At 34.1% G+C, this 26,405-nt stretch carries 27 protein-coding genes; 8 read left to right on the forward strand and 19 right to left on the reverse strand.

Annotation, left to right across the window (positions count from 1 at the left end; all coding sequences use genetic code 11):
• Positions 1–45 precede the first annotated feature (45 nt).
• From chrA to C6368_RS09525, 5 genes are all read left to right on the forward strand, one after another.
• Positions 46–1,161 carry a chromate efflux transporter gene (gene chrA / locus C6368_RS09505; protein ID WP_107038968.1) on the forward strand — a complete coding sequence of 372 codons (1,116 nt, stop codon included), beginning with the start codon at positions 46–48 and terminating at the stop codon, positions 1,159–1,161.
• A 264-nt stretch (positions 1,162–1,425) separates the two neighbouring features.
• Positions 1,426–2,574 (forward strand): ergothioneine biosynthesis protein EgtB, encoded by a 1,149-nt coding sequence (gene egtB, locus C6368_RS09510; protein WP_107038969.1) that lies wholly within the window; start codon positions 1,426–1,428, stop codon positions 2,572–2,574.
• Complete coding sequence (locus C6368_RS09515; RefSeq protein ID WP_107038970.1) at positions 2,571–3,518, forward strand: L-histidine N(alpha)-methyltransferase; 948 nt, start codon at positions 2,571–2,573, stop codon at positions 3,516–3,518. Before egtB ends, C6368_RS09515 begins: the two co-directional genes overlap by 4 nt.
• Before the next feature lies 1 nt (position 3,519).
• Positions 3,520–4,176 (forward strand): aspartate/glutamate racemase family protein, encoded by a 657-nt coding sequence (locus C6368_RS09520; RefSeq protein WP_159038531.1) that lies wholly within the window; start codon positions 3,520–3,522, stop codon positions 4,174–4,176.
• 95 nt (positions 4,177–4,271) lie between these two features.
• Positions 4,272–5,006: a flavodoxin family protein gene (locus C6368_RS09525; RefSeq protein WP_107039107.1), complete on the forward strand. Its 735-nt coding sequence runs from the start codon at positions 4,272–4,274 to the stop codon at positions 5,004–5,006.
• A gap of 213 nt (positions 5,007–5,219) precedes the next feature.
• Here C6368_RS09525 and C6368_RS09530 read toward each other — a convergent pair whose 3' ends face one another.
• Together C6368_RS09530 and map are read right to left on the reverse strand one after the other, a co-directional pair.
• Complete coding sequence (locus C6368_RS09530) at positions 5,220–6,629, reverse strand: alkaline phosphatase (RefSeq protein WP_107038972.1); 1,410 nt, start codon at positions 6,627–6,629, stop codon at positions 5,220–5,222.
• Positions 6,630–6,970: 341 nt separating this feature from the next.
• Positions 6,971–7,735, reverse strand: a complete 765-nt coding sequence (map, locus tag C6368_RS09535; protein WP_107038973.1) for a type I methionyl aminopeptidase — start codon at positions 7,733–7,735, stop codon at positions 6,971–6,973.
• Between the two features lie 517 nt (positions 7,736–8,252).
• On the opposite strand from map, the gene C6368_RS09540 reads away from it, so the two are divergent.
• The 3 genes from C6368_RS09540 (at position 8,253) to C6368_RS09550 (ending at position 9,755) form a co-directional block, all read left to right on the forward strand.
• Positions 8,253–8,666: a hypothetical protein gene (locus C6368_RS09540; RefSeq protein ID WP_159038532.1), complete on the forward strand. Its 414-nt coding sequence runs from the start codon at positions 8,253–8,255 to the stop codon at positions 8,664–8,666.
• Between the two features lie 174 nt (positions 8,667–8,840).
• Positions 8,841–9,239, forward strand: coding sequence for an arginine deiminase-related protein (locus tag C6368_RS09545; protein WP_107038975.1), 399 nt, complete (start codon positions 8,841–8,843; stop codon positions 9,237–9,239).
• Between the two features lie 135 nt (positions 9,240–9,374).
• Positions 9,375–9,755 (forward strand): hypothetical protein, encoded by a 381-nt coding sequence (locus C6368_RS09550; RefSeq protein WP_107038976.1) that lies wholly within the window; start codon positions 9,375–9,377, stop codon positions 9,753–9,755.
• A gap of 139 nt (positions 9,756–9,894) precedes the next feature.
• On the opposite strand, the gene C6368_RS17465 is transcribed toward C6368_RS09550, so the two are convergent.
• The 17 genes from C6368_RS17465 to C6368_RS09630 form a co-directional block, all read right to left on the reverse strand.
• Complete coding sequence (locus C6368_RS17465) at positions 9,895–10,209, reverse strand: hypothetical protein (RefSeq protein WP_234369122.1); 315 nt, start codon at positions 10,207–10,209, stop codon at positions 9,895–9,897.
• A 456-nt stretch (positions 10,210–10,665) separates the two neighbouring features.
• A complete protein-coding gene (locus C6368_RS09560; RefSeq protein WP_159038533.1) occupies positions 10,666–12,864 on the reverse strand; it encodes an SGNH/GDSL hydrolase family protein in 2,199 nt (732 codons plus the stop codon).
• A gap of 305 nt (positions 12,865–13,169) precedes the next feature.
• Complete coding sequence (locus C6368_RS09565; protein WP_107038978.1) at positions 13,170–13,817, reverse strand: porin family protein; 648 nt, start codon at positions 13,815–13,817, stop codon at positions 13,170–13,172.
• Positions 13,814–14,497 (reverse strand): hypothetical protein, encoded by a 684-nt coding sequence (locus C6368_RS09570; protein WP_107038979.1) that lies wholly within the window; start codon positions 14,495–14,497, stop codon positions 13,814–13,816. The genes C6368_RS09565 and C6368_RS09570 overlap by 4 nt, the downstream gene beginning before the upstream one ends.
• Positions 14,498–14,646: 149 nt before the next feature.
• Positions 14,647–15,471, reverse strand: a complete 825-nt coding sequence (locus C6368_RS09575; RefSeq protein ID WP_107038980.1) for a hypothetical protein — start codon at positions 15,469–15,471, stop codon at positions 14,647–14,649.
• Between the two features lie 3 nt (positions 15,472–15,474).
• The gene (locus C6368_RS09580) at positions 15,475–15,834 is read right to left on the reverse strand and encodes a hypothetical protein (RefSeq protein ID WP_159038534.1); all 360 of its coding nucleotides are present in this window, start codon (positions 15,832–15,834) and stop codon (positions 15,475–15,477) included.
• Positions 15,835–15,979: 145 nt separating this feature from the next.
• A complete protein-coding gene (locus C6368_RS17545; RefSeq protein ID WP_262494869.1) occupies positions 15,980–16,114 on the reverse strand; it encodes a hypothetical protein in 135 nt (44 codons plus the stop codon).
• Positions 16,115–16,579: 465 nt separating this feature from the next.
• The gene (gene arsB, locus C6368_RS09585; protein WP_107038982.1) at positions 16,580–17,626 is read right to left on the reverse strand and encodes an ACR3 family arsenite efflux transporter; all 1,047 of its coding nucleotides are present in this window, start codon (positions 17,624–17,626) and stop codon (positions 16,580–16,582) included.
• A 1-nt stretch (position 17,627) separates the two neighbouring features.
• Entirely contained in the window at positions 17,628–18,251 is a 624-nt protein-coding gene (locus C6368_RS09590; protein ID WP_107038983.1) for an arsenate-mycothiol transferase ArsC, read from the reverse strand.
• A 408-nt stretch (positions 18,252–18,659) separates the two neighbouring features.
• A complete protein-coding gene (locus C6368_RS09595) occupies positions 18,660–19,133 on the reverse strand; it encodes a DUF6428 family protein (RefSeq protein ID WP_107038984.1) in 474 nt (157 codons plus the stop codon).
• A 121-nt stretch (positions 19,134–19,254) separates the two neighbouring features.
• Complete coding sequence (locus C6368_RS09600; RefSeq protein WP_107038985.1) at positions 19,255–19,587, reverse strand: ArsR/SmtB family transcription factor; 333 nt, start codon at positions 19,585–19,587, stop codon at positions 19,255–19,257.
• 95 nt (positions 19,588–19,682) lie between these two features.
• On the reverse strand, positions 19,683–21,347 hold the full coding sequence (locus C6368_RS09605) for a T9SS type B sorting domain-containing protein (protein WP_107038986.1): 1,665 nt from the start codon (positions 21,345–21,347) through the stop codon (positions 19,683–19,685).
• 197 nt (positions 21,348–21,544) lie between these two features.
• Entirely contained in the window at positions 21,545–22,069 is a 525-nt protein-coding gene (locus C6368_RS09610; protein ID WP_107038987.1) for a YceI family protein, read from the reverse strand.
• A gap of 122 nt (positions 22,070–22,191) precedes the next feature.
• Positions 22,192–22,767: a YdeI/OmpD-associated family protein gene (locus C6368_RS09615; RefSeq protein WP_107038988.1), complete on the reverse strand. Its 576-nt coding sequence runs from the start codon at positions 22,765–22,767 to the stop codon at positions 22,192–22,194.
• 92 nt (positions 22,768–22,859) lie between these two features.
• Positions 22,860–23,153 (reverse strand): hypothetical protein, encoded by a 294-nt coding sequence (locus C6368_RS09620; RefSeq protein WP_107038989.1) that lies wholly within the window; start codon positions 23,151–23,153, stop codon positions 22,860–22,862.
• 249 nt (positions 23,154–23,402) lie between these two features.
• Entirely contained in the window at positions 23,403–25,781 is a 2,379-nt protein-coding gene (locus C6368_RS09625) for an outer membrane beta-barrel family protein (protein ID WP_107038990.1), read from the reverse strand.
• Positions 25,778–26,191 (reverse strand): DoxX family protein, encoded by a 414-nt coding sequence (locus C6368_RS09630; protein WP_107038991.1) that lies wholly within the window; start codon positions 26,189–26,191, stop codon positions 25,778–25,780. Before C6368_RS09630 ends, C6368_RS09625 begins: the two co-directional genes overlap by 4 nt.
• Positions 26,192–26,405 lie beyond the last annotated feature (214 nt).

The following is a 26,405-nucleotide window of genomic DNA, read 5'->3' on the forward strand; positions in this document are numbered from 1 at the left end:
TTCAACTGTTGTATAAATTTGCAATTCTAGAAATATTGAAAAGAAATGAAAGAAGAAAACAAACTTAAAGAAATCGCAAAAGTGTTCTTTAAACTTGGGAGCATTGCCTTTGGAGGACCAGCAGCTCATATTGCCATGATGGAAGATGAAGTGGTCAAAAAAAGAAAATGGATGTCCCAACAAGATTTTCTTGACATGATTGGAGCCACGAACATAATTCCCGGTCCAAATTCAACAGAAATGACCATGCACTGTGGACATGAAAGAGGAGGAGTTAAAGGAATGTTCGTTGCAGGGATTTGCTTTATTTTTCCGGCTGTTTTCATCACTTTAATATTCTCATGGTTGTATCAACAATATGGACAACTCCCTGAAGTAGAGCCTTTCATTTACGGCATAAAACCGGCTGTAATTGCCATTATTATTGCAGCAATTTACCGTTTGGGAAAAAAATCCTTAAAAAACATTACCCTTGGAGTATTAGGCACCCTCACCTTAATTGCCTGTTTACTCGGAGTAAATGAAATAATTGCCTTATTTTCTTGTGGACTCGCTGGCTTGTTAATTCACGCCCTTCGCTCAACAAATAAAACGCTCAGCCTTGTATCTCCACTCCTATTGCTTCAAGTGGCATCAACCACAGGAGTTGCAAAAGTATTTCTAACATTCCTAAAAGTAGGTGCAATTTTGTATGGAAGCGGCTATGTTTTGTTCGCCTACTTAGATAAAGAACTCGTAGAGACAGGATTGTTAGCGCGACAAGAATTAATTGATGCCATCGCGGTTGGTCAATTTACACCTGGTCCTATTTTATCTACTGCAACTTTTGTTGGGTATCAATTGGGAGGATTTTGGGGTTCAATTGCTGCTACGATTGGAATTTTTCTTCCGTCATTTATTTTTGTAATGATTCTTAATCCATTAATTCCTCGAATAAGAAAATCTAAAACTATTTCAGCATTTATAGATGCAGTAAATATTGCGGCTGTAGCTTTAATTGTAGCTGTAACTTTTCAAATGGCACAAGAATCCTTAAGCGATTGGCGTACCACAACGATTGCGACACTAAGCATCCTCGCTGTTTTTATTTTTAAAAAAATGAACAGTGCCTTTATCGTAGTTGGAGGTGCTTTATTGGGGTATTTACTGACATTCATTTAGCTAACTTAAAACAGGTTTTTATTTTATTTTAACTTTTCTTCTATATCAGGCTCAAGTTTTTCTTCCTATTTTTAAAAGAAAGAGAAAATGGGGTGATCACGCTGTTTATTTATGTCTTAAGACAAACAATATTCTGCGATATCACGTTTAAGTTATGAAGCCCCAAGAAAAGAAAAGGGAATCAAAAATAAAGTTGATTGAAAAACGGTCGAATTTTCTTCTGTTTATAAATAATAAAACTCAATCAACATTTAAAGCCTATTTATGAACATAATAGAGAAGTTTAAAGCAACACGAGATTACACCGAAAAGCTTTGTGAACCACTGGAAATCGAAGATTACGGAGTTCAAATAGCAACATTTACAAGTCCAACAAAATGGCATATCGCACACACTACTTGGTTTTTTGAAGAGTTTATTTTAAAGAATTTTCAAAAAGGCTACACCCATTTTGATGACGACTTCAATTTTATATTCAACAGTTACTACAACAATTCTGGAAAACGAATTGACAGGGCAAATAGAGGTTATTTGACTCGTCCAACAGTAAAACGGATTTTCGAATACAGGAAATATGTGACAGCGGCCATTGTTGGATTACTAGAGAATGATCCCAATGAAAAAGTATTAGAATTACTTGAATTGGGAATAAATCATGAAGAACAACACCAAGAATTGTTGATTACAGATTTGAAATTCATGTTTGCCAGTAACCCACTTCAGCCGGTGTACGATTCAAATTTTAAACTGAACAACAGTAAAAACGAAGAGTCAGGTTTTGCTTCTGTTAAAGAAGGAGTTTATGAAGTTGGGCACAAAGGAAAAGACTTCTGTTATGATAATGAATTAGGTGTTCACAAAGTGTATTTAAATGATTTTGAAATTAGTAAATCATTGGTGACAAATGAAGAATACATTGAATTCATGGAAGCTGGAGGATATGAAGATTTTAATCTTTGGCTTGAAGAAGGCTTGCATTGGAAAAAGAAAAATAACATCAATTGTCCGTTGTATTGGGAGAAAGTACATAATGTTTGGCATCAATTCACCTTATCTGGACTTCAAAAAGTTGACCCAAAAGCCATTCTTGCTCATATAAGTTATTACGAAGCTTCGGCTTTTGCCGAATGGAAAAAGATGAGGCTCCCAACAGAATTTGAATGGGAAATTGCTTCTGAAAAATTTGACTGGGGAAAACGCTGGGAGTGGACAAATAGTTCGTATTTGGCTTACCCAAATTTTAAGAAATCGGAAGGCGCTGTTGGCGAGTACAACGGGAAGTTTATGGACAAACAAAAAGTACTTCGCGGTGCATCTGTAGCCACTTCAAAAAATCACAGCAGAAATACTTACCGTAATTTTTTCTATTCAGAAGAAAGATGGCAATTCACAGGTTTAAGACTAGTAAAATGATAGACAATTTCAAGAAAGACATAGATAGTGGACTAAGTTCCTCACCAAAATCACTTCCATCAAAATATTTTTATGATGAAATTGGTGATGATTTATTCGTAAAAATTATGCACTCCGAAGAATATTACCTCACCAGAGCTGAATTGGATATTTTCACGAATCAAACACAACAAATAATTGACCATCTACAGTTAAAAAAAGACACTTATTTCGAGTTAATTGAATTAGGTGCTGGAGATGGATTAAAGACAAAAAAATTACTTAAATCTTTATCTGACCAAAATTACAAATTCGATTATTTACCTGTTGATATTTCACAAAATGCATTAAAAAACCTTGAGAAATCGATAAATAAAGAATTGCCAAAGGTCTCAATTAAGAGCAAGCAAGGCGATTATTTTGAAGTTTTGGAATCACTAAAAGAAACGAAAGTTCCGAAAATAGTTTTGTTTTTAGGGTCTAATATTGGGAACATGGAAGATGAAATTGCTTCACAATTTATTTATAAATTGGGGAGTAATTTGAATAAAAATGACAAATTATTTCTTGGTGTAGATTTAATCAAATCAGCTGATATTGTAAAACCAGCCTACAACGACAGTGAAGGTTTCACTAGAGAATTCAATTTGAATTTGCTAACGAGAATTAACAAAGAATTGGGTGGTGATTTCGATAGAGAACAATTTGAGCACCAACCCGAATATGAAGAATCTGATGGAATTGCTAAAAGTTATATCGTAAGTGAAAGCAATCAAAAGGTATTCATTGAGAAATTAGACAAAACTTTTGAATTCGAAAAAGGAGAGAAAATATTCACAGAAATTTCAAGAAAATACAATGATCAAATCATTCAAAATTTGATTTCTGACACTAGTTTTTCTGTTTCATCAAAACTTTCAGACAGTAAAGATTATTTCTCTACTTACATTTTAAATCGCTCTTAAATTGAAGTCAAAAACTTTAGGTATTCTGGGATTAGGAAGCTATTCAACATTGTTTTACATACGTGAATTGAATACTTCTTACAATAAAACAAATGGGGGATTCAGCACTTTTCCCTTTAAGATGTTGAATGTGAATTTTGATAAAATCAATAATTTATTGCCATATGTTTCAGATGAATTGGACGCCATTGTTAAATCAAATATAAAGGATTTAATTGCCTTGGGAGTTGATCGAATTTTAGTACCAAATGTCACCCTGCATGAAACAATTGACAGATTAGATATTAAGACTGAAATCATTCATCCTGTTTATTTAACACTCTCTGAAATTAAAAAGAAAAAACATCAAAAAGCGATTTTATTGGGTTCAAAATACACAATGGAATCAGATTATATTCAAACGCTATTTTCAAGTGACAATATTGAAATTCTTACTCCATCAAACGAAGAAATGGATTTCATAGATCATGTAAGAAAGCAAGTTTATCAACAATTGGAAACAGATGAATTGTTAGATGAATTCAATGAAATTGTAGTGAAATATTCGAAAGAAAAAGCCGTAATCATTGCTTGCACCGAATTATCTGTAGCGCTATCCACAAAAAATAATAATGTCTTCGATATGGCGAGAATTCAAATCGGGTATGTTTTAAGATAAAACTGAAAGATTTTAATTAATTGATTTTCAAAAATTTGATTGGAGTTATCGTTAAAAAAAAGTACCTTATAAATTATTCATCTTTGAAAACAATTATGTCAAATCCAGATTTTAGTCAATTAAAAGCCCTTTACATTAACTGTACTTTAAAAAAGTCACCAGATAAGAGTCACACTGATTCGTTAATAGAGGTTTCTAAAAAAATAATGAATAAAGAGAAGGTCAAAGTTGATGAAATCAGATTAGTTGATCATGATGTAGCAAGTGGAGTTTATCCTGACATGACAGAACATGGTTGGGAAAAAGACGAATGGCCTGAATTATTTAAGAAAGTGATGGATGCTGATATCCTCATTGTTGGAACACCAATTTGGTTGGGCGAAAAATCGTCTGAAGCGCAAAAATTGATCGAAAGATTGTATGCAATGAGCGGTCAAACCAATGACAAAGGTCAATATAAATTCTACGGGAAAGCTGGAGGATGTATCATCACTGGGAATGAAGATGGGGTAAAACATTGCGCAATGGGAATTGTTTATTCTTTGCAACATGTTGGATATTCAATTCCACCACAAGCTGACAGTGGTTGGATTGGAACCGTAGGTCCGGGACCAAGTTATGGAGACACAGAATGGAAAGGAGAAAAATTAGATACTCCAGTTGGATTTGATAGTGATTTCACGAATAGAAATACCACTTTTATGACCTACAATTTACTTCATTTAGCGAATATGCTAAAAGCAAATGGTGGCTATCCTAAGTACGGAAATTCTCGTGAAAAATGGGATGATGGAGAACGTTGGGAGTTTGATAATCCTGAGTATAGGTAATTAATTACGAATGTGTGAATTAATAATTACGATTTTTTGTTTGCGCTATAATGGGACGCGGATGACGCTGATCTTCGAGCGCGGATTTACACGGATTAATTTTATTTTTTAGCTTCGCTAAAAATATCCATGATTATCTGGGTTGCCTTAGCATCCGTGTCATCCGCGTACCTTCATGAGCAAAACCGAATACTTTATTGGCACACTGGCTCTCTAATTCGTAATTCCTACAGACTTCAACATCATATTATGCAAATACGTATTCTTGATAAAAGGCGTTAACAATTCACTTCCTGGTCCAAAGGCGGCACATTCTACGAAATCTGCAGAATGATTCATGTCACCAAAACCAACATTAGTATAGTGTTTTTGAATTTGAGCGTATTTCTCATACGGCATTTTATTATAATCTTGGAGTTCTTCTTCGTTTAAACCTGAAACGTGATCGAGAATGATTTTCGTTTCTTCCTTTGAAATCACAAAACCTTGATTGTACTCAATCATTTCCGTTAAACTATTTGGCGATAAATAAGAATGAAGATTTTGCATTACCCACGTATTACTTTTTTTCATGGTTTGGAAACGTGCAAAATTCTCGTCGGCTTTCTTTCCTTTAAATAATCCTGGATTGGCATTCCCGTGATCTGTGGTAACGATAATCAAAGTGTTTTTGTCTTCAATTGCGAAATCCAAGGCCACTTTCAACGCTTTATCAAATTCTACTTGATCATAAATTAATCCTGGAGCGTCATTCGCATGTGCTGCCCAATCGACTTTCCCTCCTTCCACTTGTAAAACAAATCCTTTTGGATTGTTTTTCATCTTGTTGATTGCCACAGCAGTCATTTCAGATAAAGTTGGAACAGAATTTTGCAATTTAGCATCACTATTTTGGTCAATTGTATAAGGCAAAGGATCATCAGCGAAGACTCCTAAAATTGGCGAATTCGAATTCGAAACTGCGTTCAACTGAGCTTTTGTTTTCACTACATCATAACCTGCAGAAACGAAATTTCCATACACATCTTTTTTATCAGAACGCTTGGTTGAAGAGAAATATTGATCTCCACCACCCATCATCACATCAAATTTTAACTTTAAATATTGCTCTGCAATTTCAGGCTGATTACTTCTGCTTTCGTTATTCACACAAAAAGAAGCCGGAGTTGCATGCGTAATTGGAACTGTGGTAACACAACCCACTTTTTTTCCTTCGTCTTTAAATTTCTGAAGAATTGGTTTATGAAACTCACCATTTGCTCCAACATTCAAAGCTCCATTTGGAACCCGCACTCCTCCACCCCAAGCAGAACCACCAGCTGCGGAATCCGTAACCAGAGAATCAGCAGAAGCGGTATCCATCATCGCTCTTTTGAAACGTCCATTTTTGTAATTCTCAACCCACGTAGTGTGTTTTCCTGTCGTGGTTTTCAAGTGTAAATCTGCCATCGTCAAAGTCCCGATACTCATTCCATCGGACACTAAAAAGATAATGTTCTTGGCTTCGTCTTTAAGATCTGCAAGCAATAACGAAGTATTGTCATCAGCAGAAAATAACATTGGTGACAAAGCTAAGCCAGCGGCTGTCAAAGAAGAATTACGGAAAAAATCGCGACGTTTCATAGTTGGAAAATTTTGGGTAAAGTTAGGGGTTTAGTCGAATTTATAAAACATGGCGTATTAAAAATAGATTAAAAGGCGTGGTGTAGACAACGATTTGGATAAACTTCTTTTGGGCGTGCCCCGAAGGATTTCTCAACCAACAATGGTATCTTAGAAAAACCCGGGTCAGGTCATCCACTGTATCTTTTTTTTCAAAAAAGGATGCCGTTTCTACCCTTCACGCGAAAGATGGCGTTTCAGAAATGAAATTTAAAGAATTTGTTTTAAATCATCTTTTCAATTGTTCTTTAAAATTATTGTAATAAATATCTATCGGAAACTTTACTTCTTAAATCACCGTTCTAATTCCAAATCTCATTAGCTTCAGTGAGAATAACAGGTTTTTCGTCTGTGACCAATATTGTTTGTTCATGTTGGGTTACATAACCTCCTTTGTTACCAACTAAAGTCCAACCATCATTTAATTCTACAGCAATTGATGATTTTGTAGAGATAAAAGTTTCAATAGCCACAGTTGTATTTTTTTTAAACCTTTCCCTATTTGTTCTCACACGATAATTAAGAATGTTTTCTGGTTCTTCGTGCAAACTTCTTCCAACGCCATGACCCGCCAAATTTTTAATGACTTTAAAACCATGTTTTTTCGCCTCAGACTCTATTACAAAGCCGATATCGGCAATTTTCACTCCGCCTTTTATACTGGAAATAGCTTTTTGCAAAATATTTTTTGAAGCGTCCACAAGGGGTTGGTGATTGTTGATATCCTTACCAATTACAAAAGAGCCACCATTATCTGACCAAAATCCATCTAATTCTGCTGAAACATCAATATTTATTAAATCACCTTCTTTAAGAATTCTGTCTTGAGAGGGAATTCCATGAGCCGCTTCTTCATTTACACTAATGCAAGTATATCCAGGGAAGTTGTAAGTTTCAAACGGAGCCGATTTAGCGCCATAGCTTTTTAAAATAGCTCCACCGTATTCATCTAATTCTTTAGTTGAAATTCCAACTTTTGCATATTCTCTCATCAATTTTAGAGTAGTTCCAACAACTTCACTCACTTTTTTCATTCCTAATAACTCTGATTCTTTCGTGATCGACATTTTGTTCGTTTTAATGGGCTGCAACGATTATCCGAATTTAAACTCTGCATCATCGCATCTTTTTCACCAAAGATACAATATTAGGATTTGAGGTTTCGAGAATTTGTTGAGTTAGTTTTTTTTAAGATGATTGAATGAAGTTTTGAATGGGGTTAGGAACTTATACCCCTGAAGGTTTCGCAGTTAAAATTAGATTAAATAGTCAATACGATTGAAAATACTCTTTTTTTGGGCGTGCCCCGGAGAATTGCTTAAAAACAGAGATCTATCTTAAGAATTCCGGGTCAGGTCATCCACTATATCTTTTTTTTTCAAAAAAGGATGCCGTTTCTACCCTTCACGCGAGGCCTCGGATTAATAATTAACACTAAACTTTAACATTGAACATTTTAAATTAAAAAAAAATCTTGAACTATCTACTTTTCGCTGCGGATTGAAATCCGTAGCGAAAGGTGAACTTCTAAATCAAACTTGTATCATTTTTGATTATATTTATTTTTCAAGAATTTCTTTAATTATGAATAGAAAATATAGAGGAGCATATCATGATGTTGATCAAAATAATATTCCTTTTTTAGTACAATTCAGCATGAACGTAGTTTTCGACTCAAAAATGAATTTTAAAGGAAAAGTTTGGGAAGAAGTATTTTCGAAAAAAACAGACAAATTTTTAACTGTTAAAGGATTTATTGATGAAGACCACATCAGCTTTGTTAAACAGTATCCTTGTTTTTTTTCTTCTGATTTAAATGGTGAACTAATAATCGATTGTTCGAAACCTGGACATGAAGTTACTTATGATGGTTACTGGAATGAAGAAAAAGGCATTTGGGAAGGAGAATGGGAGGTAGAAGGAGAAACAAATTTATCAGGAATGGATGATGTTATTTCTGAAATTTACAGTGGGGATTTTGAAATGAAAATGGATTAATCTGTTTAGACATTAAAAACATATTTTGTCACGATTTTTATGCAAAAATACGCGCCAAAATAAGACTTTCATTCTATTTTTCGCTGCGGATTGAAATCCGCAGCAAAAGGTGATCTTCTAAATTAAACTTGTATCATTTTTGAATATATTTATTTTTCAAGAATTTCTTTAAAAATGCAAAGTTCAAACAATATATTTCTAGTTAAACCTGCAAGTTTCGGGTACAGTGTGCAAACAGCAGCATCTAACGCCTTTCAAAATCAAATGTCTAAAGACATGGATCATGAGGCAATTTCAATAAAAGCCATTGAAGAATTTGAAACGATGGTCCAAAAACTTACCGAAAAAGGCGTCAATGTTTTGGTTATTGAAGATACTACTACTCCGGTAAAACCCGATGCTATTTCCCCAAACAATTGGGCTCATTTCACGCTGATGGAAGGGTCATTCTATATCCTATGCTTGCTGAAAACAGAAGAAATGAAAGGCGAGAAGAAATACTTGAAATTATTGGTGGAAAATTTGAAATCATACCGAAGTCACGCTCGCGGCAGCATTGATAAATCCTTCTGATTGTGTTTTGATTAGCATTGAAATTATAACTTGATTCGTCGCTTTAAGGAATGTTCAGTCAATGAAAAATCGAAAAGTATTATATTTGATGAGAGAAGAGATTTTAGAAACTAAATTAAACCAATTTTTTATATCATGTTGACAAGTATTTCTGCTATCGTTTTCTGTGTATTAACGGGAATTGTAATCCTTTTTCAAGGATGTTTGGCTGCTGGATTACCTTGGGGAAATGCTTCGATGGGCGGAAAATATCCGGGTAAATATCCACCTAAAATGAGATTCGTTGCGGTGATCAATATGCTCTTACTGACTTTTATGGGAGCACTTGTTTTATCGGAAGCTAATTTGATGTTTCCAGCATTAAAATCAGTCGCAGCAATTGGCATTTGGGTAATCGTTGCGTTTTTTGTCATGGGAACAATTATGAATACAATTACGCCAAGTAAAATTGAACGAATTTGGGCACCAGTGGCTTTAATACAGTTGATTTCGAGTTTTATTGTAGCATTCTATTGATGATGTGATTCAACCAACTCAGACAATTCATTCACCAATTGAATTCTCTTATTTTCTGCTGATCTGTTCATTAATTCTTTTTGAATTTCGATGAAACGTTTTTTAGAACCTATAAATTTTTCTGTGGTAATAAATTCATTTAACCAAATTGTAAAGTCATGTAATTCTTTTCATCTTTTGAGTATTTCAACTGTTCAATTGCATTTGATTTTTCCCAGTTGGATAGATTTTTTTTACGAAAATCAATCAGTTCATTTCCTAAAAACACATCAATTAAAAATGTAATCGAAACAAAAGTTTCCAACATTCTTGTTTCGGCTTCCTTAACCTTCTTCTTTTTAAAACATGTAATTGCCCATTCAAAAATAAACTTTCCGTAAGCAGAGTCATTAGGGAAGTTTTTCTTAAACCAATTGAAGTAGCACATTGCCCCAGAATAATCGTTTATCTTCAAATTAAGTGCAGGTGGGATATAACGCAATCCACGACCGTCATGATAGTTACCACCCCAACGTTTTTTTATCGGTTGCTAATTCTCGTTTAATATTCTTAATTTTCTGTTAGACCCTCTCTACTTTTTTTGGTGTCATATCTCTATTGGCTATTGTTACAAAGTTGAAAAGTATTTTTTTGAAAAACATTGTGGACATTCGTCTTCCGAATTCTCCTGTTGGTTTTCTTTAAATTAATAACCATCTATTTGTATTTCTCTTTTCTCAACCTCTTTACGAATACGTTACTTAGATCGCTTCATAAATTGAGTATAACGGTAATTGTAAAAGTTGACCAACTCATCATCAGTCAAACTAATTAAGAATATATTTAACTAACTCATTATAAAGTTTTTAAGGTTTGTTTATGCATTTTCGTTTACTAACTCCTTTGCCACCGCGTTCGCGGGAGTAAAAACCTAATCCCGCTTCAACACCTTCACACTTCCGGATTGGTTTCCAGCGATTACTTTTAGAATGTAAAAACCAGATTTAAATTCCGATAAATCAATTTGACCATTTACTGGTTTCATCTGACCTAAGTATTTCCCTTCTAGAGAGATCACTTCTATTCTGTCGATGTTTTGATTTGAAAAATGAAGAATTCCCGTTGTTGGATTAGGAGAAACAGTGAAATCTAGGGTATAATTGTCAAGTGAAACCAACTCAGCCACACCGATAATAATTGTATCTTCATGAGAACAACCCAAGGAATCAAAAGCCTCAACAGTCACAAAATGAATTCCATTTCCGAATTGAGACGCTACAAATTCAAATGAATTCCCTGTTGAACCGTCCATCCATTCATAATTGGTCATTCCAAGTGTAGCAGGAATCAATAATGTATCTTGAATATCAATAATGGTATCATTGATCGTTTCAAAAGTAACGTTGTTTACAAAAGCTGTAACTGGGAATCTGCCTGAAGAACAGTCTCCTTGAAGTCGCTCCCCATGGTGATAGTACACCCGACCACTCCAATCTCTAGGAAAGTAGGAATTATTCATTGCAAAATCGACACCACTCCCTGTAATCATGGTTAATTCATTGGTTGATCGCGTTTGAGGTGTTCCGGAATTGATATAAGATAAATTTGAACCTGATGCCATTTTCACGTAAATACCCACAGTATCATTCACATCTATATTGAAGCTGTTGAAAGCAACAGACGTTTGAATGTTGGGGTCAAGTACATTTACATTTACTGTTTCATGCAAAGTCCATGCAGTTGGATCGGTTTCGTAACCAATATGACTGCCTAACTTCGTGTAAATTTGAACGGTTTGCGTACCTGTAGAGTTAATTTTCACATCGAAACTATCGATTACAATATCATCGTGTCCAACCAAGTCGAACATCGTTCCATTAAAGTTAATTGCTGAAGTATTTGTAGTAAAAATGTTATCTGAATAATATAAATTACCTCTAACAACTTCGGCGTACCACTCGGATGTAGAATTAATTACTGGCGTTTGAAAAGTATTTCCATATTGAATTGGAGTTGGACTCGTCAAGTCTTGATACCAAAGTACGGTGTCTTGCGGATCGCTTGAGACTGAAAGTAAGGTTGAAGATGAGGCACACAAAGTATCATGATTGGGAGACCAAACCGGATGTCCTAAAGTTGAGAATTCATAAACCAAGGTATCATTAGATGTAATCGAATTTGTGGCACTTGAAACCACAACGGTTAAAGAATAATCTCCCTGCAGAAGTGTTGAAGCATCAAAATTCGTTGTGTAAATCGAACATTCTGGAAGTCCTGTGGAAATAGTTTCAATATTAGAAATAACAGTTCCTGATTGTTGATGGGTTAACTCTGAGTTTATCGAAACATTTAGTCCATCATTAGGTCCAAAATTGATCAATTCATATTCGAATTGCGCTAGAGAATCTCCGCATGTACTTTGATTGATGGGAACAATGCTCAGAATCGCTGGATCTGGGCTTGAAAGTGACACGTAAATATTTTGGAGAATATCGGTGGCGATAACCCTGCTTTCCATAATTGCATGCGCTGCGTCATTCAAATGAATTCCATCACCCGAATCATAAAGTGGGTCAACCACATGGGATGATGTTGCAAAAGGTGTCCAAAAATCAATTGCATTTGGTGCAAAATTCACCAAAATAGAATCTTTAAGGTCCCATTGTAGTTGGGCTTGAGCAGCGCTAAAATTTCGAGGTTGTGTGGTACAAATCCAAATTGGAACAGATGCTGCATTTGCAATTTGAACGATAGTATCCAAATTATCCATTTGTTCGGTGTAGGTGTAATTGGCTGCAACATCATTTGAAGGCATGTTTACGATAATTGCATCCGGCATTTCTGCGAGAGCAGCCGTAATATTTCTTGCTGGATTAGTTGCGGGTCTATTAATTGGTGGAACATAACCGGTAGGCATAATTCGGTAGGTATTGTAACCACCAACTGCTAAATTTATGACCTCGTTTGCTGGATTAATTCCTTCTAAATAAGTTCTGTATCGATTCACCCAAGCACTATCCGAACTTGAAGGACCTGCACCAGCGGCCGTTGACGAACCTAGCACTACGATCTTGTAAGAATTTCCTGAAATACATGGATTAGTTTGCGCTTGTACTAATGAGTAAATCATTAGAAATAAAATAGAAAGCAGAAGGGTGACGCCATTTTTTATCATGACAACGAAAATAAACTTTGTTTGCTTTTGAACCAAGGGATTAAGAATTTAAAATTTACATCTCTTGATTGACTTTCCACTTTTCAGACGCTGAAAATTCTTTAAAGTTTTGGTTTCGTTTTTGAATTGCTCAATGGTTTTATTGTACTTATAAAATATGCCTTTAGGTTTTAATGGTTTGCAAATGGGCGCATGCTGCTAACACGTATAACGTTTGCCGCTTGTGCCTATTTGCTATTATACACAAATATTTACCTTCTTTATTTCAATTTATACTGAAACTCCAACTCCACAAATGAACCATTGATAGACGTTTCAACATAAGTTTCAGACGGCAAATACTGAACTATTTCTGTTCCTTGTTCAAAGAAGCCCATATTATACAAAACATTCACTTCAAAACTCCTCTTTCCAGAAAATTTGTACCCAAAACCAAATTTAAGATTCGGGAATATACCTAGATTTTTTATAATTCTAATATCGAATTTATCTGAAGTAATATGTGAATCTACATTTCCTTGAAGTACTCCATTTATTCCCATTTTAAAATTTGCAAAATGCTTTTTAGCTAACTTCAAATTATAGTTTAATAGTATTGGAATGTGTAAGTTAATTTCGTTTATAAACACTTCACTCGGGTTTAAAATAAATGACTTTCGAAATGATTTAACTTGAATTCCATAATTCAATGAAAAATTATCATTTATTTTTTTCCGTGATTCAATTCCAAGACTTGCACCAATTCTGTTTCTATTTTTAAAACTTCCAATTTCTGTTGGACTGACACTAAAAAGTTCAGAGGTCAATGATGCATTGATCCAAAGTTCATTTTTAGTACTACTTTGACCATGAGTAGTGAATATACAAATAGCATAAAGTAGAACTAACAGCATGTATTTATTATTCATTCTGACGATATTTTTTTAAAGTAATACCTCAATGTAAAACTTAAATGATGATTGTAGGATTTTAGATTGGAAACAATATAAGGGTCAAAACGAATAAATTCGTAGCGTCTCAGGGACTTTGTACCATGATTATAAGAAAAAAGCCATTCTATCCTGTATTTATTAAAAAGTATTCGCCTTTTTCCTATGCCAAAAGAAATCATAGGGTTAAAGCCTTTTGAGAGAATAGTGTTTTTTTGAGAAACAAGATTTCCTGAGGTAAAAGTATCTTCAAATGGAAAAAATGCCAGTTTCAAACCACATGATAAGAATAAATTACTTTTGCTAAAGGGTTTATAATCTATTAAAAATGAAAAATGGGGGTTACTGCCAACATATATAGTATTACTGCCTAAATACGAAAAATAGTCTGCTAAAAATGAAAAATGTGTGTATCCTATTTTTGCTTCAATTTTATTATTGATTTCATAAGAAAATAAATAACCCAAGACCTCAATTGAAGGTTGAAACTGTCTTTTTACAACGTTATTGGCGTCATTAAGTCCTTCAAAATTATACCAATACATTGAGTTAGTAAGACCAACATAAACAACATGATTTGACCTTTGCCTAAAGGTTTTTTGCTGACCAAAAGAAAAAATGCAAATGGTCAATAATATAAATAGAAAAAATGCTCTCATATTAATTGTTTAAAAACTCTCCCTCTTAGATTAAAATAGGGGGAGAGTTTATTTTCTTTTTACTAATACAATTACCAAACAACAGTAGATTCTTCAACCTAAATTTTGTCCTTATTCTCCACAAAACAAACTCAACCAAGAGTATTTGATTACTTCTCTTTTTTCTTGAAGATTTTATCTAAATAAAAATGCCTTGAGACACCAAAATACACTCCCATCGCTCTATTATACTCACTGAATACATACTTATAAGTATCACCGCTGTTCAAGTAAATCAAACGGAAAGAATTTTCATCAGAGCCTAAATATCTACCTGAATAAGCAAACTGAAAAGAAAGCGTAACCCAATACTTGTTGGAAACATAAATATTAGAAGAAAGCCCTAGACCAAGTTGAAGTGCTTTATTAGAATTAGATGTATAGGATGCATTTTCATAATCGAATAGAATACTATCTTTTACAATTATTCCAGATGAACCAATAATACCAACATCAGCAACCTCTTTTGGCCCCGCTCTAGTCACTAAACCAAGGCTCCCAATTAGAGATAAGCTAGTCTTATCCTTTCTATTCAATAAAGAATATTTGTAATTAATAAAATATCTATTTTGTTGAGACCTTCCAAGACTTGTAGCTACGTTTGGTGTGTAATACCCTATAGCTTCTTGATAAGTGGTCATTCTAAAATTTGATTTAGATGTGACTCCATCATAATGAGCTCCAATTTCGATTGAGTGTTTTTGATTAATATTCCAACCCAATGAAACTCCTAAACGCAATGGATCAGCAATAGTAACGCTTGAATGGTTATATTCAAATAATGGTGATACATTGGCATTCTTAGTATCCCATTCGAATGGATGTGTGCTATTAAAACTCATTTTAGTAAATAAGTCAACGGAAGCATAAAATGTTTTTTGGGATTGTGCAATCCCAAAAAACATTATGAATAAACTTGTTAAAAAAATCTTCATTGTTTAATAATTTTCGATTAGTGCATACTCTGTGAAAAAAGCCGTCCAATCATGTGTAGGTCTTGGCAGATTGTAATTATTACATCTTAGCCTAACTTTAAACCTGTAATTCTTCAGTTGTTTCATCCCTGAAAATAATCTAAAAACATCAGAGTACAAGATGGGATTACCAAAAACATTATTACCGTCTCCCATTCTCCATGGATGCGAATAATTAGTTAAAGAACTTCCACATCGCTGAGTATAACTAGAATTGTCAATTTGATAATAGAATTTATTATCATCTGAATCTGTTGAACGAGCCCCTTCTGCTGATAAAGCATGATAAATACCAAACTTCTTGTATTTTATATATAAATTCATATTCTTTTTTGTTTCTCCCAATGAAGCCCACGGTGTACCATCGTCTTTCTTGTTTGCTTTCCTGTCATTACAGAACAACCCTTTTCCTTGACTAACTGCACCTGCTTCAACTAAATCTATAACATCTTCATTTGTGGAATATACTTTAATATATTCTAACTAAATCTGTGTATTGATCCGAAAATTCACTTGAAAGTACATATACACTTTCAGTCGATTTATTATCGTAGAATGCTTGCGTTAAAATATCTATTATGTAGTTCTTGTCGGTCTGATTCATTTTTATAATTCATTAATAATTAGCAAACGATTGCTTTCAAAACATGTTTTACATCATTATTTAAGTCGCACCCTGTTTTCATCTCCAGCTATAAGATAAATATTCTTTGACAGTCACAAATCGGTTTATCGTAGTGAGCTTTTAGTCAGTTTGATTCACTTTTATTGAGTATGTAGGGTATTTACTTGTTCTCAAAAATATCTAAATGTTTTAGAATAATTGAAATCAAAACGGGTGAAAACCCATAATATTAGACCAATTGTCGGATTTTCTCTTTAGAGCAACATATTGATGAGTTAAAATCTAGTCAAAGGAAACTAAAATAGTTTGCGATGTATTTTTTGAGGAAAAATTATATTCATTATAAAAGGTTAAGGAAAGCCAATGTTTTGACTTTCCTTAACCTTTTCTTATCCTATATAAAGTTTAAACTATTGAAGGATCTAATATTTTGATATAAAGCAACTAATTCAATATTCCATTCGTGACCTTAAATTTCTTTCTCAACCACAATGAAACTTTCACGAGCAAAATCAACACTGGAACTTCAACCAGGGGACCAATTACCCCTGCAAAGGCTTGACCAGAATTCAATCCAAAAACTGCGATTGAAACGGCAATGGCCAATTCGAAGTTGTTCCCTGTTGCGGTGAATGCTACCGAAGCTGTTTTATCATACGATGTGCCCATTGCTTTTGAAACGAAGAAACTAATGATGAACATCAAGACGAAGTAAATCAATAATGGAATTGCGATAATTACCACGTCCATTGGGATTTCAACGATTAGCTCTCCTTTCAAAGAAAACATGATGATAATTGTGAACAATAGCGCGAGCAAAGTCATAGGAGAAATTGCTGGTATAAACTTTTCATTGTACCACTTCTCCCCTTTTTGCTTAATTAAAATCACTCGTGTAAGAATTCCCATTAGAAATGGAATTCCTAAATAAATGGCTACACTTTCTGCAATTGTACCAATAGAAATATCGATAATCGCTCCTTCAAATCCGAAGTAAGGAGGAAGAATTGTGATAAATAACCAAGCGTAAAAACTGTAAGCAAATACTTGGAAAATACTGTTTAGTGCTACCAAACCGGCTCCATATTCGCTACTTCCTTCTGCCAAATCGTTCCAAACCATCACCATTGCAATACATCTTGCCAGACCAATTAGGATAAGTCCGACCATATATTCCGGGTAATCTTGTAGAAAGATTATGGCTAAAACGAACATTAAAACGGGACCAACAATCCAATTCAAGAACAATGAAATGGAAAGAATCTTTGTGTTTTTGAAAACCTTTGGAAGTAATCTATAATTCACTTTTGCTAAAGGTGGATACATCATTAAAATTAATCCAACTGCGATTGGAATATTCGTTGAACCACTGCTCAAGGAATTTACAAAAACGGGAAATGTTGGAATGAAATAACCGATTCCTACACCAATTGCCATGGCTACAAAAATCCATAATGTTAGATTTCTGTCTAAAAAACTCATATTTTTCATCCTACTTTGCTTGTTTTATTTTCCCGAAAACATATTTCATTTCCGTCGCGATTTGTGTACTTGTTTTATTGTATTGCTCCATTTTTTCTGGAGAGTTATCGTATGCTTTTGGATCGATATAATGCACAGGAACTCGCTTTTCAGCTCCAAAAACCACAGGGCAATCGCCATCTGCTTGTGAACAAGTCATTATTGCAGCAAAACCACTTTTTGGATTAAAATCATTATCCCATCTTTTCGAAAAACCGATGATTGGCAAAGCGTTCTCAGCGTTTTTTATGGCATAAATTGGGTTTTCTTGTTCCACCATTTTTTGTATTTCAAAACCGTTGAACTCTAGTGTTTCAATCACAGCTGGGTAACACGCAGTGGCTTCAGTTCCTCCAGAAAATGTACGCACATTGTTAAGCTTATGGAAATTCGCTAAAGTCTGCGCCCATATTTGCGTGAGGTGACTTCTTCTCGAATTATGTGTACAAATAAAATTAAGGTTAACCACTTCTCCTTGATTCTCCTTCGTTTGAATATAGTCAATAAGTGGTTGAAGAATTTGTTTTCTTTCTTCGTTTACGGTGGTAACATCTAACTGTGTTACGAAATTTGATATTTTTTCAAATAGTTTCATTTGTTGTTTTTTTAACCGCTGAGTACGCAAAGTTGCGCAGAGTTTTCGCATGACCACGAGATGAAATCTCGCGGCAGCATGCGGGTTTTAGTTCGCTAAGGTTTTCACCTGCGGTGAAGTTGGTTACTCCTGTAAGCTCTTGCTCTTCACTCTAAACTGTTTACACCTTCGGTGTTACTTGTTTTCTACCGCCAAGTCCGTGAAGTTTTCGCAGAGGTGAGCTGAGGGTTTAGTTCGCATGACCACGAGATTAATCCGTACAGCTTTCGGATCTCGCGGCAGCATGCGGGTTTTAGTCCGCTGAGGGTTTCACCTGCGGTGAAAAGTGTTGCTTTTGCTGTTGTTGCCTTCGACAAGCTCAGTCAACGGAGAAACCAAAGGTGATTGAGCTTGCCGAAAGCACCTTTGTTAGCAGCATCCTCCACCTGGAGTACACGTCCCACCATCAGCATTCCCAACATTTACCATCTGTAATTTTGGTTTTTCTTCAGGAATACCACATTTATCTGGAGCCAAACAATCTGTTTGTTTTGTTGCCAACAAGAAGTTTTTTCCATCAAATTCTAATGCGAATTTTTCGATAGTTTGACCTTGGTATTCTACCTCAATTTCTTGGTCTTTTAATTCCAACACTTTCTCAGATAATTCGATAATGTTCAACAATTTGTCTGGGTGCAATCTGTGATCGTAATCATTTGCATTCCACAATTGGAAATTGATTACTTCTTCGTTTCTCACTGTTCCACCGCAATCGATAAAGTTTTTAGTGATGTTCCCTACTTCCGTAACATGAAAGTGATTTGGAACTAATTCTCCATTTGGCAATTGAAAAGCAATCACTTTTAATTCTTTCAATACTCTTTTTACTTCTGATAATTTCATATTTTTTTATTTTAACGTTTACTCCAATTAACCGCAAAGGGCGCAAAGTTCTCGCGGAGTTACGCAGAGTTTTTTAGTTCGCAAGCTACCGCGAGCTTGTAGCTCGTGGTCTTGCGAAAAACTAACAGCAATCCGATTTCATTTCGTGATCTTGATCAAAAAACTCCCCCAACAAATTCTTCATTTTCGTCCAATTCTCGTTGTCAATACAATAACAAACACTTGTTCCGTCGACAGAACCTTGGATCAATCCAATTTTCTTTAATTCTTTAAGGTGCTGTGAAATTGTAGATTGTGCCAAACCGATTTCTTCTACGATATCACCACAAACACAAGATTTAGATTCAAATAAATACTGTAGGATTTTAACTCTTGCTGGATGTCCGAATGCTTTTGCAAACAAAGCAATTTGAGTTTGCTCCTCGGTGAACTTATTTTCTTTAGTTATTTCCATTGTCGTTATAATTCAATCGTAAAATTACGATTAAACAATAAATTGACAAATTAAATTTCAATTAAAGTGAAAAAATGAACTAAACTAACATTCGCTTAATGGAATAAATGCACGTATCCTTGAAAATCCTGAACTTGTGATCCGATTTTTGATGTGACTTTTAATTTATAAAAATAAACGCCATCATTTGCGATTGAGTTATTTACACTTCCATCCCATAATTTCACGAAACTTCCTGCGTTAACATCTATATCAGCTTCTTTAACAATATTTCCCCATCTGTTCAATATCACCACTTCAACAGTATAATCGTTTTGAATTGTAAAACCGAAGACATCATTTTCACCATCTTGGTTTGGCGTAAAAACATTTGGTATTTCAAAAATTTCAGGGTTTAACTGTGGACTAACTCCTTCAACAATTACTGTTTGAATCAATATATCAGAACATCCAGATTCCCCATCCATTTTTTCTAATTCGATATCATAAGTTCCCTCAGAATCAAATAGAAAAGAAGATTCATAAGGAACACCTGAATTATTAACAAACCAGTTATCGTTCCCGTTGTAAACATAATTCTCTACCTCCACCACAAGCGGAGCAGGTCCATAATAAGTGGAAAGATCAAAATTAGCATCCACTTCAACGATTTCAACATAAAAACTATCGATACAAGAACCACAATTATTTGAGGCCGTTACAGTATAGTAACCTTCTTTGCTAACAAAAATACTTTCCTCATTAGAACCTGTGTTCCATAAGATATTGTTTTCCGAAACATAATTTAACTCAACAGAATCTCCAACACAAATCTTATGCGATGCTACAATTCCATTCGAACAAATCGGTTGTGCTATGACTTCAATCAATAATGAATCAGAAATAATATCTCCGCATCCATTTTCAATATTAAAATAAATATAATGGTCTGTAGAATTCACATCTGGAGAATATATTGTCAATAACCCATTCTGATTACTAAAACTTCCCGATTGACTTTCCCATACTGGATTACTGTAAACACCAACAATGCTTGCTGAAACCTCTAAATTTCCTGCTGAACAAATTTCTCCGTTACTCCCTAAAAAGTCAATTTCAACCAATAAAGGGTCATAAGGAATTGTGCAACCTTCATTTGTATAAGTCGCTTGACCATTCACATCAAAGTCAACTTTAGCACCATCTCTTTCTGCAGAACTTCCTCCAGTTCCACCCATTTGATTAACCAACGAGCAACGGTTATATGTTACTGTTTGGGTACATGAAGAACCTGAAGAAATAACTAATGTTCTATCACCAGCTAATGGATCACAACTGTTTGTCCAATTCGCAAAATGACCTTGAGTATTTCCTCCACATTGAAAAATAACTACAAGTGTATCTTGGAGACCGTTATAATTATGAGACGATGGATCAAAATCTTCGCTAGTAATGATAAGCACATCGCTATTTGCAGGAATAACACCAAATTCTGGCTCTACGAAATAACCACAAGTAAGCACCGTAGCATTCATTTGAGCAACTTTACTGCCCGTTTGACTATTACTGCAAAATCCTTGGAAATTATTATTTGGCCAGGAAATACTTAGGCTGTTTACATTCATATTTTGGTTTCCTACTTTCATACGAACCATCTCATTTTCTCCTTCAGGAGATCCACAAGCATCAACTAAAATACTTTCAATTTGAAAACATTGGGCATTAGAAAAGTTTGATATTGAAATCAAACCTGTAATCATAAAAAATAAACTCCATTTCATGCCGCAAAAATAGAACCTAGAACCGTACGTATGCTAGAAATTTATATTAACAATGTATTATTAAATTTAAAGAAACCTCTTTTCCATTTCTGCTTAATTAAGAAAATAAAAAAAATGCACCCTAACTATTCAAGGTGCATTTACTATTTATAAACCTCAAGGTTTATAAATTATATTGAACAATTAATTTTTAAATTCTACTGCTTCACAAACTGAACGTTAGCAATTAATTTCACTTTATCGCTAACTACAATATTTCCTGCTTCAGTAACAGCACTCCAAGTTAAATTGAAATCTTTTCTGTTAATTGTAGCTTCCATTTCGAAACCTGATTTTGTTTGTCCATATGGATCAACCGCAACACCATTGAAATCTACATCCATCGTAATTTCTTTAGTCACGTCTCTAATTGTCAAATTCCCCTTTAATTTATCTCCATCAAAAGATGTTGACTCAAAAGTTAATTTTGGAAATTGCTCAGCATTAAAAAAGTCATCAGACTTCAAGTGAGTATCTCTGTCAGCGTTATTTGTACTTACTGAATCAATTTCTGCTTCAAACTTAAATGATGCATCTTTGAAAGAGTCATCAGTTGCTTCTACACTAGCATCAAATTTCTCGAAACTACCTGTTACAGTAGAAATCATCATGTGTTTTACTTTAAAATTGATTTCTGAATGTGACGCATCAAGATTCCATTTTGCTTTTTCTGTTGTTCCCATTTTCTTTATTTTTTTAATTTTTAGTTCTTAATTTGAGACAAATGTAAGGACAACAAAATGGCTGTGCATTGATGTATGTTAAGAAAAGGGAGAATTTTGAATTTATTGAAACAGATTTCAGCCTACCTGAACTGTTTTGGTTTCATGTTATTCCCTGCATTTTCTGCGATTTCCAGCACTCTTTTTTGACGTGTCTCTTTTCTCTTTGCTGAAATAACCCAATACAATAACATCTTTTTGACTGAATTACTTAATCCGTCATAAAATTCTTTCGCTCCTTCGAAATTTGAGAACTCTTCAATTAAATCATCTGGAATAATTAAATCCTCTACATTATCCAAAAATGTCCAAGAACCATTTTCTTTGGCAATTTCAATGCTTTTGTAACCTTCTTTCTGCATTAAACCTTGATCAATTAAGGTTTTTACTTTATCCTTATTTACTCTCGACCAATTACTTTTTGCTTTTCGTTTGCTGAAATATTGTTTAAACTTCTCGTTATCGATTGTCTTTTTGGTACTGTCAATCCATCCAAAACAAAGTGCTTCATCAACAGATTCACTCCAACCCATGTTATAATCCGGAGATTTCTTTCTGTAAAAAATAACCCAAATGGCATCTTGCTCAACATGGTTTTCTTCGAGCCAATTTCTCCATTCTTTTTGGTTTTTGGGGTGGAATTCTTCAACGTCTTTCATGGGCCAGATTTGGTTTTCTAATGGTTTGTAAAGTTAATTAGAAAATGATTTTACATAGTGAGAAACCAAATGAAGTTTAGCAGTATTTCATTCTAAATTAACTTCAATTCTTTCAAAACAAAACTAATTTCTTGATTATCTCTCAGAATGGTAATATTAATTTCAACTTTATCCTTTAACAATCCGTTTTCAACTGTTTCACACCATTGTTCAGGATTTAACTCTCTATAGTTAACCTCATCAATACTTAAAACTTGATCTCCAATTTTCAAGGCTTTCATTTTTACATTCACCTCACTCACTCTCAATTGATGTTTGCCTGAATGAAGGATAAAGTTAGAATAATTTCCAGAAATGAACTTATTGAATTGAATGCATTTCGTCACGATTTTGGATCAAAAAATCGCGCCAAAATGAGACCATCATCATTCTATTGTGCTCTCGGGTTGAAACCCGAGACAATAGAACTCTTTGACTTTTTGAAACAATTCTAATGTGAAACCTCTTTTGATAATAGGATGACCAACAGCAAGGCGCTTTGGGTTTTGAAAACCAAAGCGTTGACTTTTATCAAAAACTGTTTTTAAAACATGGAGCAACGCAGATAGTGGTTATTCTATTTTCAAAAGATAAAACTACCTTCTACGACCAGTATAATTCATAGCCTCACCCTTACCAAATCCATAACTAATTCCGAAAGCAATTTGACGACTACGTAATCCGTAACTATAGTTTTCAAAAGTTTCTTGACTCACAAAACTTTCACGAATTCGAGATTGGAAAACATCTCTTACAGACAAGTTCAACATAACTTTTCCTTTTAAAACTTTTTTCCTAACTCCAATATCTAATGTTGCGTAGTCTGAAGTTTCTCCTTGAACCGTTTCATATCCCGACTGATATCTTCCTGTTAATTCTAAATCAATATCATAAGGCAATTTGAATTTTGGCGTTAAACGAGCCGACCATTGACTTCCTGAAAAATCGAAGTTTTGATTTTGGAATGTTCCTTTTCTATCAAAATAGTTGAAGTTAAAGTCTGCGTTTATTGTTAACCATTTCGTTGGAATGTATTTCCCGTTTGTTTCAAAACCTATTTTAGAATTTGACCCTACATTATATGGACGAGAATAAACTGTATTGTTTTCAATTGTAGAAACTCGTTCAATAACATCCGTAGTATACTGATGATATAGACTAGAGCTAAATGATGCTTTCCCTATTCTATAAATACTTGTTAATTCGTAAGAATCAGTATATTCTGATAGCAAATTTGGATTTCCTGCACGAATGTTAAAATTGTTGGAGATATTAAAGAAAGGATTTAAATCCCAAAGTCTAGGTCTGTAAATTCTTTTAGAGTAACCTGCTTGAAATGAGATTTTATCCGAGATTTTATATGAAGTATGTAAGGTTGGGAAGAAATCCGTGAAATTTTGATTATTCTCTTCTTCAGTATTTACAAGAAAAGTATTTAATTCCGTGTTTTCAACTCTCAAACCTCCTTTTACACCCCATTTTTCTTTTTCATAAGCAAGGGTTGAATAAATACCCAATACATTTTGCTCATATTCGAAATCATTGGTTTGGTTTTGGTCAATAACATATTCATCAATTACATAATCTTCAACTACATAATCGTTTCCAACATTATTAATTACATATTGCGATCCCAATTCAAGGGTTAAGGCCTTAGTAATTGGATTCATATAATCTGCTTTAAAAGTATAATCAACTTTATTGAAGTTAGTCGCTGTTCTTTGATCTCTATTTTCTTCAAGACCTGCATTCGTTCTAGAAGTAAACTGTGAATTTTGATCTTTTCCGAAAAAACTTCCAAGTGCAGAAAGTTGAAGAGAATGCTCCTTGTTATTTCTAAATTGCTTCTTATAATTTAAATCATATTGCCATTTAGGATTAATTGCATCTGTAACTTCCGTTCTCGTCCAATTAGATATTAGATCACCATTGCTGTCTAGGTATGAAAATTCTGTTTCTGAAGGTTGATCTTCCAGTTCCAGCGCATAATTTCCTGAAAGCGTTAAAACATTATTGTCATTGATATGATAATCCGTTCCTAAAGTGATATTAAAAAACGTTTCATTTCGGAAATTTTCTCCTTCACTTAAAATGGTTTCCTCTGTAATCTTATTGAAGTTTCTAGATTCAGAAAATCTAGGTTGCTTACGATAACCTCCTCCTAACTGAGTAAACAAATTAAATTTCTCCGTTCTTCTGTTTAAACTTACTCCAATACTGTGATTGTCTGGATAACCCGTATTTGCTGTTATCGAACCATTCCAACCTTTTTTCTCCTCTTTTTTCAATATAATATTCAAGATTCCGGCTGTACCAGAAGCTTCATATTTAGCAGAAGCATTTGTAATTACCTCTACACTTTCAATCATATCTGCAGTGATTGTTCCCAAAGCATTTCCTGACTCGTCAGCCAAAACAGAAGGTTTTCCGTTGATTAAGATTTGAACTCCTGCTCCACCTCTTAAACTAATATCACCATCGATTCCAACATTCACAGAAGGAATATTGTCCAAAACTTCAAGCCCACTCATTCCAGTGCTGCTCAAATCCTTTCCAACGTTGAAAACACGTTTATCAAGTTTGAATACTGTTTTTGAAACTTCACCTCTTACCTCAACTTCATCTAAAGTTTGACTTTCAGATTCCAATTCAATTTTACCTAAATCAATTTTTCCATCTTCAACAGTGAATTCAGAAATCACAAGGTTGGAATATCCCATAAAACTAACCTCGATAATAAATTCATCTTTTGTTGTCGCCAACTCAAAAGCCCCTTTTTCATCTGTTGTAGCTCCTGAAAAAACTTCGTTGGTAACACTGTCTTTTATAACTACAGTAGCATAAGGAATTGCCTGTTTTGTACTTTTTTCAGTTAAAGTTCCAAAAACTTCAATTCGCTCGTTTTGAGAAAATGAAAATCCCGTAAAGATGAAAAGGGTAATTAAAAGCGTTGAATATTTAATTAAATTACTCATTTTTTGAATTTTAAATTGATTAGCGTATCTACTGCAAATTTTCCAGGACCCGCAACCATTAAAGTGATATACCCGATTAAATAAAGAAGTGCTTTCTCAAAACCTGCGAAGCCATCTGAGAAATGAATATAAAAAACGGCTACAGCCATTGTAATGATTAAAGGAATTAATGATATTCTTGACAACAACCCAATAATTAAAAGTGCTGAACAAAATACTTCCGCAAAAACAGCGAGTACAAGTGACATTTCCATTCCTATTCCAAAAGGATCAGCGAACTTAATCTCTTCTGAACCAATCAGTTTTGACCATTTTAATAATCCGTGACCTAAAAGCATTGCGAGCCCCAAAGAAACCCTCAAAACCAATAATCCTAAATCTTTTAGATGTGCGTTGTCTTTAATCACCATTTATTTTTTGATTTCTTAAATCTTCACAAATCAAAGGATTTAAACCCGAGATAAAAAATCAAACCCGATGAACAACATTTTGAACCCTGTAAAAGGAAAATTACTGAAGGGTTTTCATTGTAGACACGTAATATCCAATATTCGTAGAATTCAAAATTTAGCCCTGAAAAAACCATATAATTACCTGGTAATAACTGTCCCATTAAATTTTGTT

The sequence above is a fragment of the Brumimicrobium mesophilum genome (assembly GCF_003025005.1).
GTDB classification, from domain to species: Bacteria; Bacteroidota; Bacteroidia; order Flavobacteriales_D; family Crocinitomicaceae; genus Brumimicrobium; species Brumimicrobium mesophilum.